Here is a 14,533-nt window from a genome sequence, read left to right as displayed (position 1 = left end):
GCCCATGTCACCGCCTGCGGCCCTGTAGGCGGTGCGGGGCCGTTGGCTGCGGTGCGGCGAGCGGTTTCCTGCGTGTCCACTGCCCCAAGGGAGGGATGCACCATGGCCAGTCGATCCATGCCGGCTGTAGCAGACGTCGGCCGCCGGGCCGCCGAGATCCTCGACCGGATGCGAGCACACCCGGCGTATGACCGGCTGCACGGCTCGTCGATGAAGTACTCCAGCTGCTGGGCCACCTTCACCGGCTACCCGGCGATCAGCCGCTGGTCCCTGGAACGCGACGCTGGTCCGCTGCTGGTCGAGGCGCTGCGGGTGCTCGCGCTCAAGGCTGCGGTGTTCGAGCTGTCCGGCGGCGACGAGCAGGCCGCCGAGTTGCTGGTGCCGGCGCCGGTGGACGAGATGATCCACGCGGTGCTGGCGCAGTTCACGCTGATGTCCCGGATGCAGGCCGACCTGGGCGTGGTCTTCCCGCACGCGACAGAGCTGGAGGAGTTCACCTACACCCGTGGATGCGTGACCGACGCGTTCTACGCCGCAGCGGGGTGGGGTGAGCAGCGGCTGCGGTACTGGTTGGACTCGGCCGAAGTGACAAGGCGCCTGGACCTGCTCAACGCCCATTATCAGGCGGCCGGCCTCGGCCGCGACGGGCGCAGCCACGACTTCGACTTCGACCAGCCGGAAACGGTCGTGGCAGTCAGCGGCTAGCCAGCTCCACCGACAGCACCCGCCGCAGCGCCGCCACCGTGTGTTTCGCGCCGAACCGCTCGGCGGCCAACCGCTCGGCGCGGGCCACCGCGGTGAAGATCTGCTCCGCGGGCGCGTCCCGCAACACAGCGACGAGCCAGCCTTCCAAATCCACCACATCGGCAGGCAACTCCAGCGCCTGCGGTGTCGGCGTTGGTCGAGGCGCCTGAACGGGGACCGGTGCCCCGACCGAGGCGTAACGGCCGGGCGGAAGGCCCACCCGGAACGGGTGGACGCACACAGCGACTCCGTCGGCGGTGGCCCGCCAGCCGACATCCGGGCGGTAGGCGAACTCGGGCCCGGGTCGGTCGACCACGTCGAACTGGCCCGGCCCGAGTTGCTGCCCAGGACACACGACACAGGTCTGCTCGCACCAGTGCGGAAGCGGCCCGGACATAGCGCCGATCGTACGGCAATCAGGAGGTATCAGAGTATGACGGTCTTGTCGCCTCCCCGCCCCGTCGTCTTCGAGCGTGCCCTGCGTGACGCCCGAGCCTGGTGCGCGGGGCACACGATCGATGACCGGCCGGCCCTGGCCCATGCGGTCCGGGTCGCGGTGACCATCGGTGACCACGTGGCCGCCCCGCCGCCCGAGGTGATCGCGGCAGCGCTGCTTCACGACGCACCCGAGCTTGCCCCGGCCTCGCCGGACGTCTACCAGGTCCTCACCACCCGATACGGGCCTGAGATTGCCCGGATCATCGCCGCGCTCCAGGCTGAACACCAGGCCCTCGACCGGCCCCATCCGCCCATCCGTGTCGATGACCAACCGGTGCTGCTCGCCTCCACCGCCGACAAGATCGTCGCGCTGAACTCCCTGCTGCGACGGGCCCGGGCAACCGGGAACGTGACCGGATTCTTCGCCCGTCGGCCGGTGCTGTGCGCGCTGCTCCCGCACTTCCGGGCCTTCCAACACGCGGCGCAACCTCGGGTGCCGACCAGCATGTCGGCGCACCTCGACGCCGTCCTGGCCCAGCTCGAACAGGTCACCACCGGCATCCACACTGCGAGTACGCGGTGAACACCCCCGGGCTCGATGAGCGCCTCGTCGCGCAGCTGCGATGTGACCTGCTAACCGGTGCGCGTCGGGTGCCGACCGGGCGGCAGGCCATTCAGGAGTGGGAGCTGTCCGCCGTTGAGCGGCTGTTCTTCGCTGACGGCAGCAGCGTGGTCTGCAAGGTCGCCGCCGCGCCGTTCACCGGCGAGGCCGCCGTGCTGCGGGCGCTCAACGAGCGGGACGCCGCAGTGCCGGTGCTCCACGGCTACGCGAAGCGCTCCGAGATGCTGGGCATGCTGATGGACGACCTCGGCGGCCCGGTCCGGGCGGGGACCGCCGCGGAGGCTGCCGCCGCTGCCCGCTGGGTCCACGCCATCGACGACATCACCGGGCTGACCATGTTCGACCAGGCGGGCCTGGCGCGGCTACCCGGACAAGCACTCGACGCGCTCAACGCGCTCCGCCGACAGGAACGCTTCTCCGACTCCTGGCCGATCGAGGAATCGCTGAACCGGCTGGCCGCCGTCGCACGCCGCAGGGCCGATGGCGCCGAACGGCCACCCTTCGGGCTGTGCCACGGCGAGTTCCACCACACCTCGCTGCACGTCAGCCGCACCGGATGCCGCCTCGTCGACTGGGCGAAAGCGTTCACCGGCCCAGGGCTGCTCGACCTAGCTACCTGGTTCGGCACCCGCACGCCACCCGAACCCCGTCCGCTCGCCCGGCTCATCCGCGCCTATGTCGCTGCCGGCGGGCACCCAGACGCCGAAACCGACCGGGGCGGCCTTCCGGCCGCCCGGTGGGCGCTGGGCTGGCACCGGGTCTGGGCGGCCTGGTGGTTTCTCACCACTGCCGCCGCTGGCCACCACCGGCCCGACACCGACCGGCGCCAGGCCCAGGTCGTGCTCCGACAACTCCACGGGGCCGCACAACTGCTCGGAACATCCCTGCCCACCAGGGCCACCCGACTACCACCACTGGGAAACTCATCGTGAAGCACTCCCTGTGGACGGTGCGGCAACGCTGCCCTTCCGCGGTGGTCGTCGGGTCCGGCTGGCGTGTCGGCTACGTCGACACGTACATCCGCCCGGTCGCCGGCCCGAACGGCCGCCGAATGTTGCCAATCCCCGATACCGAGGGGTGATCAACCCGTTCATCGTCATCGAAGACCCAACGGAGTCGGCAAGAGCACCATCGCCCACCACCAGCATTGTCGCCAGACACCACAGCAACTCCGACAGAATTCCGACATCGCCACGCGACCACCGGCAGGCATCGATCAGGACAATGGGCACCTGACCAATACGGTAGGCGGCCATGGATGGTGTACAGCTGTCTGGCGGGCTTGATGTTGCTCGGCGACCGAGGAACTTTCACGCTATGTTGCCGAATTCGGTACAAGCTGTATCCGCCGTGCTCGTGGGATGGGAGTGAGTAGCGTGGTTGACAGCGACGAGATCAGGACCGCCCGCCGTGCGCTCGGTCGCCGTCTGGCTCAGCTCCGAAGGGCCAGCGGCCACACCCAGTATGAGTTTGCGCAGCTCGTGCAGTACGGGCGCAGTTCCGTGGCGAACACCGAGACCGGTCACCAGCATCCCGACCGAACTTTCTGGTCGCGCTGCGACACAGTGCTGCGGAGCGGGGGCGCGCTCGTCGCTGAGTACGATCGCATCACCGAGCTAGACCGCCGCCTACGCCGCGTGTCGGCGATTCAGGAGGGCAGGGCTGCGTCCGGGCCGGTGGCATCTGTCGCCAGTTCCAGTCGCGCTGGCCTGGACGCGGATGACGACGATGTTCTGTGGGAATACGAGGACAGTGTTGACGCCCGTCGACTGGCGCTGAAGTCCTCCACGGACGATGACGCCCGCCTGGCGTACGTCGAATCGGAGGTTCGGCAGGCGATCGCCGACAACGAACGCCTCACCCCGGCAGCACTCATGGCACGAATGCGACCGCTACGCGTCTACGTCGACCAACTCATGGCAGGCAGGCAACATCCACCGCAACGTGCTCGGCTCTACAATGTCGCCGCCCACCTGTCCGGACTTCTCGGCGCGCTCGCCTTGGACCTCGGCGTGTTCGGCTTGGCGCACGCCTACGCCGCCGAAGCGTTCGACCTCGCGGAGGCCGCCCAGCAGCCCGAGGTGCAAGCCTGGACGCGGGCCACGCAAAGCCTGATTGCTTTCTACACCGGCGACTATCACGATGCGCTGGCCTACGCCCAGGACGGTCTGCAGCGCAGCGGCACCGGCGAACACCGCATCCGACTAACGATCAACGGGCAGGCCCGGGCACTCGCCCGCCTCGGTGACCGGTACGGCGTCGACCGCGCCGTGGACCGCGCATTCACCATGCTGTCCGACCGCCCGGCCAGCTCGGAGGTCAGCGCGAGTCTTGCCCTCGGGCCGTACTGCCAGGCAAGGACTGCGGCCAATGCGGCGACCGCCTACCTGGCGCTCGGCCGTACCGCAGGGGTCACCAGTCACCTCGCTATCGCCATCACGGCATTCGACACCGCAGAGCTCGCCGGCCCGCGAGCACTAAGCCGCCTAGACCTGGCCACTGCACACCTGCACGCCAGCGACCCCGATCCGGAGCAGGCCGCCGTGCTGGCAGAGGAAGCGCTCGCCCTCACCGCGGACCAGCGCTTCGAGTCGGTCCATCAACGTACCCGCCAGTTCCTCGCAACCGCCCAGCCGTTCGCCCATCACCCGGCGTTACGGCACGTCGCCGACATGCTCGTCGACCGCACACAGGTCGGTACCGCCGCCCGGCCCGCTCTACCATCGCTGCCATGAACAGCCGGGAGCTGGCCAACCTGCACGAGCGTTGGACCGCCTACCAGAACCTGCCCGAACTCACCAACCACTGGTACTGGCGCCCGGGCTGGCGAGCCGGCCGTCAGTTCTACACATGGCACCTCACCTTCGAACGTCAGCCTGAACTCCATCACCTCGTCACCGACCTGCAACGCCAACTCACTTTGCCCGGACTAGACCTGGTGCCGCTCGACGGGCTGCACCTGACCATGCAAGGGCTCGGCTTCACCGACGAGGTCAACAACAGCGACATCGAGGCGATCGTCGCCGAAACCCAGCGACGCTGCACGAAACTGCCGCCTCTGGAGCTGTCACTTGGCCCGGTCGACCCCGACGCGGAAGGAGTCGGCTTACTCGTGCGTCCCTGGCACCGCGTCGAACAACTCCGCACCACCATCCGCGAGGCCATCGGCGCGGTATGGCAGACCGTGCCGGAGGCCGCCGAAGGTTTCCGCCCCCACGTCACGATCGCCTACAGCGGCTCACAAGCACCGGCCGAACCGATCCGCGACCGCCTCAACGACCTCCGCCACCAGCAACCCGCCCGGGTTACCATCCGACAGGCAACGCTGATCGCGCTGCGCCGAGAACACCGCACCTACCAGTGGGCAACCGTGGCCGCCGCACCCCTCACCGGACAGTGACCTGACTGACCAAGTTGTGACTATCGTCCTCGGTCTACTATCCGCCGGTCTGCCCCTGACGAGCCCTCTGCCGGCCGTGCCCGGTCGGCCTCCTTCTGGAGCCTCGCCGTCCGGCGACGCGACGTGATCGAAGACGCCGCGCTTCGGTGTCAAGCGCGATCGCGCCGGCTTGGTCGCCGCGCCCCGCCGCGACATGCGCGCGCCGGGCCATGAGGGCTTGGACCCGGCCGTACTGGTGTCGGCGTCGCCAACGTGACCCTTGATGGATGTGGTCGAACGGTCGGGCGGCGGCGATCAGGTGTGCCAGGAGACGTCGGACCTCGCCGAGGGTGAGGGGAATTAGGCCGTCGTCGGATTCGGTGCCCCCTTTTTTGGCCTGGGCGGCGGTGACGGCGAGGTAGGCGTGGGCGCACAGAATGACAATTATGTCTACAGAGAGGTGCACCGATAAGAGTCACTATGGTGCAAGCACAGGACCGTGGCACGTCGCGCGCGGTGGGCGGCAGGGTGTCAACCCGCGTACGGCTCGCGCTCACACTCAATGACCTGATGTGGCAGCTGCTGCGGGAACCTGCGACGGTGATCGTGGGCCAGCGGATTCATGGGAATGCGAAGGCGGGACCAGGCTGCAACACTGAGTCCGAACCATGCGTCAGACGTTCGAAGCTGGTCAGCGACGGGCAGGCTGAGCTGCTAGTGCAACTCTCCAGAGGGGGCGTTCGTGCCGGGCACACCTGACATCGAGTGGGAGTCGGTCATCACGGACGTCATTCCCGGCACTCGACAGTCGCGGGGATTGTTGTCACGCCGAGCGGCGAGCCTGAACGCCCAGCCGGCCATCATTGCACGCACACTGCGCAGGATCGAGCTGTTCAATCAGGCGGGGGACGACTGGCGGTTCGCTGAGAGCTTGAAGTCGATCAGCGAGGACACGGCCCAAGAGTATGAGGGGCGAGCCGTCCTTGAGCTGGTCCAAAACGGCCACGATGCCCTACATCGAGGCCAGGCAGGAAAGATCACTGTACTGGTTGACCTAAGCGCAGAAGCGGGTGTGCTCTACGTCGCCAACGAAGGCTCGCCTTTCACCGAAGAGAATTTCAAGTCGATCACCGAGTTTGCGCTTTCCAATAAGGGACCTGGCGGGGGAATCGGCAACAAAGGTCTTGGCTTTCGCAGCGTGCTGCAGCTGACGGATTGGCCCGAGGTCTACTCGAAGGCAGATGTCTCCTCGAGAAAGTTTGACGGATACAGCTTCCGCTTCGCCACGCCTGAGGACCTTCGAACGCTCCTTGGTGATACCGAACTCGCTGCCCGAGTCGTCGAGCAGGTTTCCCCGCTGGCTCTTCCTGTTCCTGCTGACCCCGACGACCCCATCCTCACCGAGCTGGCCAACGCCGGCTTCGTCACGGTTGTCCGCGTACCCCTGCGCAACACGCTAGCGGCATCCCTGGCGAGAGCTCAGGTCAAGGCACTCGAATCGAGCGAGGCACCGCTCCTGCTGTTCCTCGACCGAGTCGCGGCTGTCACCATAGAAGTCCGCGACGGCGAAGGCTCACCCAGTGTGCGGGTGCTGTCGCGATCAGAAGCCAGATGCGACCTGGTGACCGCCCGCGAAGACGAGTGGTTAACCGCAGTCGACTTGGCCGGCGCGGGAAAGTACCTAGTCGCTCGCCGGACACTTCAGCCAGGTGAGCTGAACGACGCAATCGATCGCAGCATCGCGGCTCGCGAGATCGACTCGCGGTGGCGCAACTGGTCCGGCGAGACATGGGTAGGAATCGCGCTACGATTGGACAGAGAGCTGCCCCACGGACAGCTATATACATTCCTTCCGATGGCGGAGGACGCCCACGCACCCCTATGCGCTCATGCTCACGCGCCGTTCTTCACCAAGTTGGCACGGTTGGACCTCAGTGAGAACGTTGCGCTCAACGACTACCTGCTCAGGCAGCTGGCCACCCTCGCGATGGACCTAGCCCGGCGCCTCCGAACGGAGATGCCTCACCGCATCGCGGCCGGCCTTGTCCTCGATCTGGTGTGTTGGAACCCGGCCCGTCGTATCAATGACGCGTTCGACGGTCAGCTTCGACACGAGACAGTCGTGCCACTAGCTGACGGTTCGAGTTGGGGAATTTTTGAACAGTCCTACATATGGCCTGAACAAAGCCGCCCTTGGAGCGCTTTGACTACAGCGGCACTAGCCAAAATCGGCGTCGAGCTCATCGACCCGGCAGTCGGCCCCGCTCGTCAGGCGCGAGCCGTCGAGCTACATCGTGCCCTCATTGGGAGGTTGATGAGTCCGTCCCCCGAGGTCATCGCCTCGTGGGCAGAACAGGTGGCCGCTCAGATGCGGTCGACCGGCCATGCGGGCATTCAACCGGCATGGTCGGGATTCTACGACGACCTCGAACAGGCCTTTCGGGCCGCTCCCGACGCGATTCGCGGCAAAAAGCTGATCCTGGACCAGGATGGAGAATTACAGCCGACGCTGGGCGAGCCCGCGCAACCGGGCAAACGAGAACGGACTGTCTTCTTCTCCCCCGGTGACGACGGCAGCGATGAGACAGGATCTCGCTTGCCACACGACCTGCGGGCTTTGCAGAGGCGCATCACCTTCACCCATCCGCAGATCACCTGGGGCCGCCCAGGGCGCGGCTTTTTGGAGAGCAATCAACTAGTGCGCGAGTACCGGGCCGACCGGGTCTTCGACGCGATCCGAGACCTCCTTACCCAGACCTCGTCGGACGCGCTACGCCGCGACTCCCTTACCTTTGCCTACCGCCAGTTCGCCGTACTCAACCAAGCGCAACGGGCCAACCTTCGTCGGGTCGGCCTCTTCGTCCCCACCGCGGACGACGCTTGGGTGCGTGCGACGGATTGCCTGCTCTCCCCGGCGTGGGGCGCAGAAGGCGCCCGACGACTCGAACGCTTCCTTGCCGAGGGCGGTGAATCGGTTGCGCCCCTGGCCGACCTACGGCGGCGGTGGATAGCTCCGCCAGAACAGTGGCCCACAGACCTAGACGACACCAGCGCCTACCGCGAGTTCCTTCGCAGCATTGGCGTACGAGACGGACTTCTGCTGTTCAACCTCGGCGCCCAGCCGAGCGAACGCAACGGCGTCGACCTCAAACCTCGCGTCCTGGCCCAGCAGCTGCACCTCGTTGACGACCTCGCGCTGGCCTGGGCAACAGACGTCGAGGCGAGCTGGAGCGGTGCCGCGCATCCCTACACGAAATACGCATTCAATCCACCCCTAGCCCACCTGCCTGGGGCACCCTCGGTCGCGGCGCTAAGCGCGCCCGCCCGCCGGCTGTTCGCTGAGCTAGTCATCCTCGGACTTCGTTCGTGGGGCGATCACTTCTTCTCGGTCACCGTGCGTCGGCCGGGGCGACCGGTGAATCAGCAGGATCCGCACACTTGGCCTACTCCATTCTCGTCGTACCTCCGCCACATGCCCTGGCTGCCGGTGGAGGACGCCGAGGCCGACGGCCCCATGTTCCTCACGCCTGAGCAAACGTGGTTTGCCACCGAGGGCGAGCTTCCAGCATTCATCCCAACGCTGCCCCTTTCGATCCGCCGCCTGCTCGCCGAGAAACAAAGTCTGGCCCCCCTGCAGAAGGTCGGCCTACGACTGTGGGAGGATCCCCGTCATTCAGGTGAATTAGTCAAGCAACTTGCGTCGATCTTGGAAAACAGATCGTTGCCGGACCACCTCCGCGTCTCCTTTAAGAAGCACTATGCCCGGGCGTGGGCGGACGCAGCCCGGCTCGCAATGTGGCCATGGCATGGGGATGAGCCGACACGACTCGCGGTTGAGTACGAGTCCACGCTGACAACGATCACGCCATCAGCAAAGCAGGAGGTATACGTCTGCGACGAAGAAGCACCACTCAAGGAGTCGTTGGTGGCGCTGGCCGGGCATCCGGTTCTAATCACTGAGCCCGACGCCGGGGCAACTATCGCCGAAATCCTCAAGGCAAATGGCATCCCGGTAGTCCGCTTTTCGGACACCGACGTCGAGGTCTGGGCCGGTGAGGAGCAAATCGTGGCATCGGCAGACCACCCCCTGCTCACCGATCAGAGTGGGGAATCGCTGGTCACCGTTGTGGCCCTCGTCCTCGAGCTGAAGTCGGGCCCCTTCATCCGTCGCAGCGAACGAGGGATGCGCTCTCTACTCGATCGCCTTCGGGCCATGCGCGTAGTTCGGGTGGACCAGATAGAGATTAAAGTGGGCGGTGTACGGGCCCAGCCGCCCGCGACAATCCGTAGTCTACCGCTGCCGGATCCGCACCACCCGACGGTCGTCGTACGGCAGACGAATGGATTCTGGGACGAAATACAGGCGTGTGCGCCCGCGATGTCGCAGTTGCTTGGCCAGCCGTCGCTCCAGGGTGCGCTGGAACTCGCGTTCGTCAAGCTCGAACGGATCCTCGGCGAGCAGTCCGCCGACCAGGTCGACGACGGAATTCTCGCCATCGCCTTGGACACCGCCGCCCCCAGGGTCACCGAGTTACGACGTAGCCTCACAGGAGTAGTGAGCGATCTTGTGCGCCTGCTACGCCCCGTGCTCGTGTATGCCTCAGGGGTCGCCAACCTGGAGGCCATAGACGAAGCTGTGACGCACGCCGACTCAGAGGACGCGCTCCGGGAGGTAATCGAAATCTGGAGCACCGCGCTGCCCCACACGGCGTCAGACCTCATCGCCACCGCGCGCAGGTGCAGGTCCATCGGCGATCTGCGAGACGCACTCGGCCTCGACTTCCGCACGTTCAACAGCGCTCTGTCGGCCCTCGGGTCCCCGTACGAACCCACCATCTATCCTGAAGCCCACGAAAAGGCCTTCGACGACTTCATCCGTGAACACACCGAAGCCCTGCTGGATCGACTTCGGGAGCACTACTCGCCCCTCGCCGCCCGAGGGGACAACGTCGAGGGATATACCGAGGCCCGCCGTCTCCACGGCCTAGCTCCAGATCCCGCATGGCTCCTCGCGTTCCGCGTCCCACCGCGAGACGAAATGCGGGCGCTAATAGCCGACTGGCTGCGGCAACACGGTGCCGACGCCGACCTAGACCGCTCCAGCCCACTTGAACCCGTAGACAAGCTGCGCGACTGGAACGCCAACCGGCTGGACCACATGGTGCCCACGCTGCTTCCCCTGATCACCGCCTGGTGCCGACGACACGAAGCAGTGGTGCCACCTGCATGGAACGGCCAGCCACTACTGGAAGCCAAGGTCGCCCTCGACGCCTCCGGCCTGTCGGACCTCTTGCGACTACCCGACCAGCACCTCTTGCGCACGGTGGCCGCCTCCCTCGGTTGGCCGGTCGGCATGCCAGTCACCACGAACCTAGACATTCTCGGCCTCACAGCCGACGACCTCCACGTCCCCAATGTCGAGACGGCGCCGGCAGCCGGTCGCGGCCCTGACCGCACCACCATCAGGCTGGGCAACACCACCGTCGCAGTAGGCGCTACACAACTCGCCGACATCGCAGACCTCGCCTACCGGACGGTTGACGAAGCCTTCCTGACCCAAGCCGGTGACGTTCAACTCCTCAACCTCGATCAAAGAGGCGGGCAGGGCCGTCGGGGGTCTCCCTCAACAAAGACGGTGGTCACCCGCCTGCCACGCATGAGCGAGGACCAACGCACGGCCGTCGGCCTCGTGGGTGAGGTCGTGGCGCGAGCATGGCTACTGCGCCGCCACAAAGACGTCCGTTGGACATCGGGCTACGCGGCCATCATCAACAGCGACCCCGACGCATCGGACAGTCACGGCTACGACTTCGAGATTCCCTGGCGCAACACCTCCCTCCTCTATGAGGTCAAGGCGCTCACCGACTCCCCTCACGAGCTCACTGAATTCGAAATGGGCGAGTCCGAAGTGCGCGCCGCCCAGGAGTGCGCGAACGGCAACCGCTACCGAATTCTGCTGGTCACCTCCGTGCTAGACCCAGCCAACCGTCGATTGTTCCAGTTGCCGAGCCCGTTCTCGCCCAAGGGGCACGGCCGGTTCCGAGTGACCGGCCGTGGGCTGCGCTACCAGTTCGCGCCATTGCAGGAGGGTTAGCTATAGATCTTGAACGGCCGGCCTCCTCCACTGTGGCTCAGCGCGTCGGGGTGGTCCTTGGCGGCTGTGGGCGTAGGCGGGTGGGATGAGGTATCCCGACGGAGGTGGGATGTCCGCGCGGGGGCGACGAAGCGTGAGGTGGTGCGGCGGCAGGCGGCCGGTTGGTTCGCCGAGGGTGTGTCGGTGCCGGAGGTCGCGCGCAGCTGCGGGTGTCGCAGACCGCGGTGTTCGGGTGACTCACCCTTCCGCGTGCCACGCCGCCGGGGTTGGCTGTTGGCCATATGACATGATGGCTTGCTGCGTAGCGAACTCGCTGAAGGTCCACAGTGCCGCGCCGCTCGATTCCGATCGCCTCCGCTTATCCGAGGTCGGTCCCTGCACCACCCCGGTGACCCATGTTGGAAGGCCGTCGCCGTGCCAGCTCGCGCTGATGCTTGCCATCAAAGGGAACCAGCAGGTGATCAGGCGTGACGGCTCGGCCTATTCCGTAGATCACTCGGCGTTGCAATGATCATTCGATGTCGACGCAGGGCGGACATCTTTTTGGCGCTTTCGGTATGTTTTGGGACCCTGAGGAGATCTCATGGAATCCAGGATCCGGACCCAACGCGTGGCAGTTGCTCGGGCGTCAGAACCGAAATGCGGGGAGTATCCGGCTCTGCGACTTCCGACGAGCTCGTGGCGTCTACATTCTCTTTGACCACTTCGGCCCCGTGTACGTGGGCTTGGCGCGCGGGCTGAGAGGAATCGGGGGGCGGCTCAAGGACCATCGATCAGACCATCTCGCCGGGACATGGTTTCGCTTCTGCTGGTTCTCGTTTGACGATGTAGTGGAGGGTGACCTTGAAGGGTGGAAGGTCATCAACCAGCGAGAACAGCCGGTCCCTAGCACGGGCGAGACCGTCATCCGCGAAGTGGAGGCATTACTCATCACGGTGCTGGGCGCTCGTCGCCAGAACCAGATGAAATTCGTGGGCGCGCAGAGGTGGAATCAAGTAACGGAGAGTGATGCTGCGACGATCTTGGAGCGCGACGGCGTTGATTCCCATGGCTTCACCTTCCGACCCACGCACGGCTACTGACGCGGCCGTTCGGCCGGTGCCACCGCGAGATTGATCGTCTCGCACCTCAATGTCTGCGCCGTGCGGGCTGCCGACGTCGACAACGTGATGGGCGGATACATCACCACGAGCGGCGGCTGGTGAAGCGGCACCGATAGTCAGGGCTAACAGCTTGTTGAGCGGTGGGGTGGTCTTCACAGGTTGCCCACCGGGACCGGCCGGGCGCCCTCGACGATCTTAGCGACGTCGGCGACCACGTGGGCGCTCTCGCCGGACGGCACCACGAACAGGGTCACCAGCTTCACGAGCAGCCAGAACACCACGACGAGGATCAGCAGCGTGGCCAGCCAGTCGCTCGCACCAGGTGAGCCGCCACTGCGTAGGGGTCTCCGCAACGCGACGGCGGGGAAGGAAGACGGAGATGACGATCGAGGTCAGCATCTGGCGGGTCTCGTGCGCCAGGAACAAGACCAGGAAGGCGGCCAGCACCATCGCCATGACCACGAGGGTGCAGCGCGCCACTGCGTCTACCTGTGTGCGAAGTCTTCGGCGACCACGTCGTCGTCGCCGCCATGATCGACCGCCTCGTTTACCACACAAGTCATCTCCCTCAAGAGCGACAGCTATCGACTCAAGGACGGCGACCTCGGCCGTGACCCTGCGGCCACCAAGACCAACGACTGAAGATTGAAGAGGTCAAGGGTGGTCAGTTTTTCAACCGGAACACGATGTTCAGCATTCAGGTTGCTTTGACACCCATATCGCCCTCAACCCCGCACAATAGTCACAGGGACTTCGGAGCCCACCCAATCACCGCTTCAAAGGCTGCAGCCTCCCCCAACTCGGCGATAACGAAGTCTACGTATCTTTGAGAGTAAAGGTAATCGTCGTGTGCTTCATCGTAGCGGCAATATTCGGGATCCGTCTTGTTTCGACGCTTACCGGTCACACTTCTAGCCGGCCTGACCTTATAGTGCTTCCAAGCACGCGGGAACTCGGCAGAAGCACTAAAACGCACACCAAGCCCCTTCTGGATAGCAACAGAGGCAATCGAAGGCTTCATCCAGCCCAAGTTCGCAACATCTCGATCCTTATCGCGTAGAATCACTCGACCAACACGTTCAAGCTCTCGGTATGCATTAAGCTCTTCAGGTGTCAAAGCATCCTCGCGGACGAATGAGACTGCCAAATCAGCCTCAGTCTTGGGTGATCTCTTCTGCACGATCTCGATACGAAGCTCGAATGCCTGATCGTTCAGTACATCCTCGTCAAGATTCGCCCTATAGTCTATAAAGAAGTCGCGGAGGCGCTTCGGTAGCAGAAGCTGAGAACTAGCTAGTGCTGCCGCGCCATCTCGGGAGAAGGTGCTCAATGCCACTGGTATGTGAACCCTGTCCGCTATCGAATAGGGGCTTCCGAAGCTGCCGGCAATCTCCGCCTCGAAATTCATGATCAGGGCTTGCGCGAAGCCAGAAGCGGCAACCATCAGGCCCCGCTCAAAGCGATGCTCGATCTTGTTGCGCAGCTGGACTGTCAGTTCGAGATTTTGCCGAACCGGATCTTTGGCGGACGGCCATCGATGCTCAACACACTTTTGGAGCTCCCAACTCTTCCTATCGCCATCAATTTTAACATATCGTCCCGTTTTTGGGTCTTTATAGTGATAGGGAATCTTCGATTTATCAAAGCCGGCATGAAGCAGGTAGAGCCACGCGACGTGCATATGCACAAGGAAGCCCTCAAGTGGTCTGAGGGACGTGGGACTGTTGTAGATTTCCACAGCAGTCAGGGCTTCAGCCTGTGCCGCCTTTAGAGTGTGGTGCCATCGAGGGCGCGGTGCCATGGATCAAGTCTATACGCCCAGGTTTCGGGATCGTTGAGACAAGTTCTGCGGCCGAGGAAGCACCGTCCACTCCCCCGCAACCTTGCCGATCGCTCTGTTCGCCACTCACCTTGGCTGCCAGTACCGGCCCGTACGGACCTGCACGCCGACACCGGGTCGTCGCCGGCTGAAGTGCAGCACTGCCCGGCGAGCCAGCCCGTCCCATCGCACCGTCATGGTGCTCCATGTTGAGGCGCCTTCAACTACTGCAACCCCGGATTACCTGGCCGAGCCGCCGCGCCATCGCCTGCATCAACCTGCGAGCCGTCCTTCCAGCAGCAGCGCAAAGTGGCTGGTCGGAGCATGCGCCAAG

Annotated in this window: 9 protein-coding genes and 3 pseudogenes; 8 read left to right on the top strand and 4 right to left on the bottom strand. The window is 64.9% G+C overall.

The features are described 5' to 3' along the window. Positions 1-102: 102 nt before the first annotated feature. Entirely contained in the window at positions 103-705 is a 603-nt protein-coding gene (locus BAW75_RS09340) for a hypothetical protein (RefSeq protein WP_104113298.1), read from the top strand. On the opposite strand, the gene BAW75_RS09335 is transcribed toward BAW75_RS09340, so the two are convergent. Further along, positions 695-1,141 carry a hypothetical protein gene (locus tag BAW75_RS09335; RefSeq protein WP_104113297.1) on the bottom strand — a complete coding sequence of 149 codons (447 nt, stop codon included), beginning with the start codon at positions 1,139-1,141 and terminating at the stop codon, positions 695-697. The genes BAW75_RS09340 and BAW75_RS09335 overlap by 11 nt on opposite strands. A 159-nt stretch (positions 1,142-1,300) precedes the next feature. Here BAW75_RS09335 and BAW75_RS09330 point away from each other — a divergent pair, with 159 nt between their 5' ends. The 4 genes and pseudogenes from BAW75_RS09330 to BAW75_RS09315 all read left to right on the top strand — a co-directional run bounded on the left by BAW75_RS09330 (position 1,301) and on the right by BAW75_RS09315 (position 5,204). After that, complete coding sequence (locus BAW75_RS09330) at positions 1,301-1,765, top strand: HD domain-containing protein (RefSeq protein ID WP_244206054.1); 465 nt, start codon at positions 1,301-1,303, stop codon at positions 1,763-1,765. A gap of 68 nt (positions 1,766-1,833) precedes the next feature. Then, the gene (locus tag BAW75_RS09325; RefSeq protein ID WP_244206053.1) at positions 1,834-2,736 is read left to right on the top strand and encodes a phosphotransferase family protein; all 903 of its coding nucleotides are present in this window, start codon (positions 1,834-1,836) and stop codon (positions 2,734-2,736) included. 429 nt (positions 2,737-3,165) lie between these two features. Then, positions 3,166-3,424 (top strand): annotated as a pseudogene (locus tag BAW75_RS33430) (helix-turn-helix domain-containing protein); the annotation flags it as partial. A gap of 1,111 nt (positions 3,425-4,535) precedes the next feature. Next, entirely contained in the window at positions 4,536-5,204 is a 669-nt protein-coding gene (locus BAW75_RS09315) for a 2'-5' RNA ligase family protein (protein ID WP_104113293.1), read from the top strand. Between the two features lie 81 nt (positions 5,205-5,285). Here BAW75_RS09315 and BAW75_RS32815 read toward each other — a convergent pair. Further along, positions 5,286-5,445 (bottom strand): annotated as a pseudogene (locus tag BAW75_RS32815) (XRE family transcriptional regulator); the annotation flags it as partial. Between the two features lie 480 nt (positions 5,446-5,925). Between BAW75_RS32815 and BAW75_RS09305 the strand changes: the two are divergent. Both BAW75_RS09305 and BAW75_RS31985 read left to right on the top strand, forming a co-directional pair. Further along, positions 5,926-11,277: a sacsin N-terminal ATP-binding-like domain-containing protein gene (locus BAW75_RS09305; protein ID WP_104113292.1), complete on the top strand. Its 5,352-nt coding sequence runs from the start codon at positions 5,926-5,928 to the stop codon at positions 11,275-11,277. Positions 11,278-11,795: 518 nt separating this feature from the next. Then, positions 11,796-12,359: a GIY-YIG nuclease family protein gene (locus tag BAW75_RS31985; RefSeq protein WP_146074818.1), complete on the top strand. Its 564-nt coding sequence runs from the start codon at positions 11,796-11,798 to the stop codon at positions 12,357-12,359. 173 nt (positions 12,360-12,532) lie between these two features. Here BAW75_RS31985 and BAW75_RS31980 read toward each other — a convergent pair whose 3' ends face one another. Further along, positions 12,533-12,733 carry a hypothetical protein gene (locus BAW75_RS31980; RefSeq protein WP_146074817.1) on the bottom strand — a complete coding sequence of 67 codons (201 nt, stop codon included), beginning with the start codon at positions 12,731-12,733 and terminating at the stop codon, positions 12,533-12,535. A 144-nt stretch (positions 12,734-12,877) separates the two neighbouring features. Here BAW75_RS31980 and BAW75_RS33310 point away from each other — a divergent pair. Further along, positions 12,878-13,022 (top strand): annotated as a pseudogene (locus BAW75_RS33310) (ATP-binding protein); the annotation flags it as partial. A 100-nt stretch (positions 13,023-13,122) separates the two neighbouring features. On the opposite strand, the gene BAW75_RS09290 reads toward BAW75_RS33310, so the two are convergent. Then, positions 13,123-14,181 carry a DUF3644 domain-containing protein gene (locus BAW75_RS09290; RefSeq protein ID WP_104113290.1) on the bottom strand — a complete coding sequence of 353 codons (1,059 nt, stop codon included), beginning with the start codon at positions 14,179-14,181 and terminating at the stop codon, positions 13,123-13,125. Positions 14,182-14,533: the final 352 nt, after the last annotated feature.

The organism is Micromonospora chalcea (assembly GCF_002926165.1).
GTDB classification, from domain to species: domain Bacteria; phylum Actinomycetota; class Actinomycetes; order Mycobacteriales; family Micromonosporaceae; genus Micromonospora; species Micromonospora chalcea.
This window is presented reverse-complemented; position numbering and strand designations above follow the sequence as displayed.

Excerpts from the sequence above, each read along its gene's own strand:
- BAW75_RS31985 (WP_146074818.1), top strand. The coding sequence starts at position 11,796 with ATGTCGACGCAGGGCGGACATCTTTTTGGCGCTTTCGGTATGTTTTGG.
- BAW75_RS09315 (WP_104113293.1), top strand. The coding sequence starts at position 4,536 with ATGAACAGCCGGGAGCTGGCCAACCTGCACGAGCGTTGGACCGCCTAC.
- BAW75_RS09290 (WP_104113290.1), bottom strand. The coding sequence starts at position 14,181 with ATGGCACCGCGCCCTCGATGGCACCACACTCTAAAGGCGGCACAGGCT.
- BAW75_RS09335 (WP_104113297.1), bottom strand. The coding sequence starts at position 1,141 with ATGTCCGGGCCGCTTCCGCACTGGTGCGAGCAGACCTGTGTCGTGTGT.
- BAW75_RS09340 (WP_104113298.1), top strand. The coding sequence starts at position 103 with ATGGCCAGTCGATCCATGCCGGCTGTAGCAGACGTCGGCCGCCGGGCC.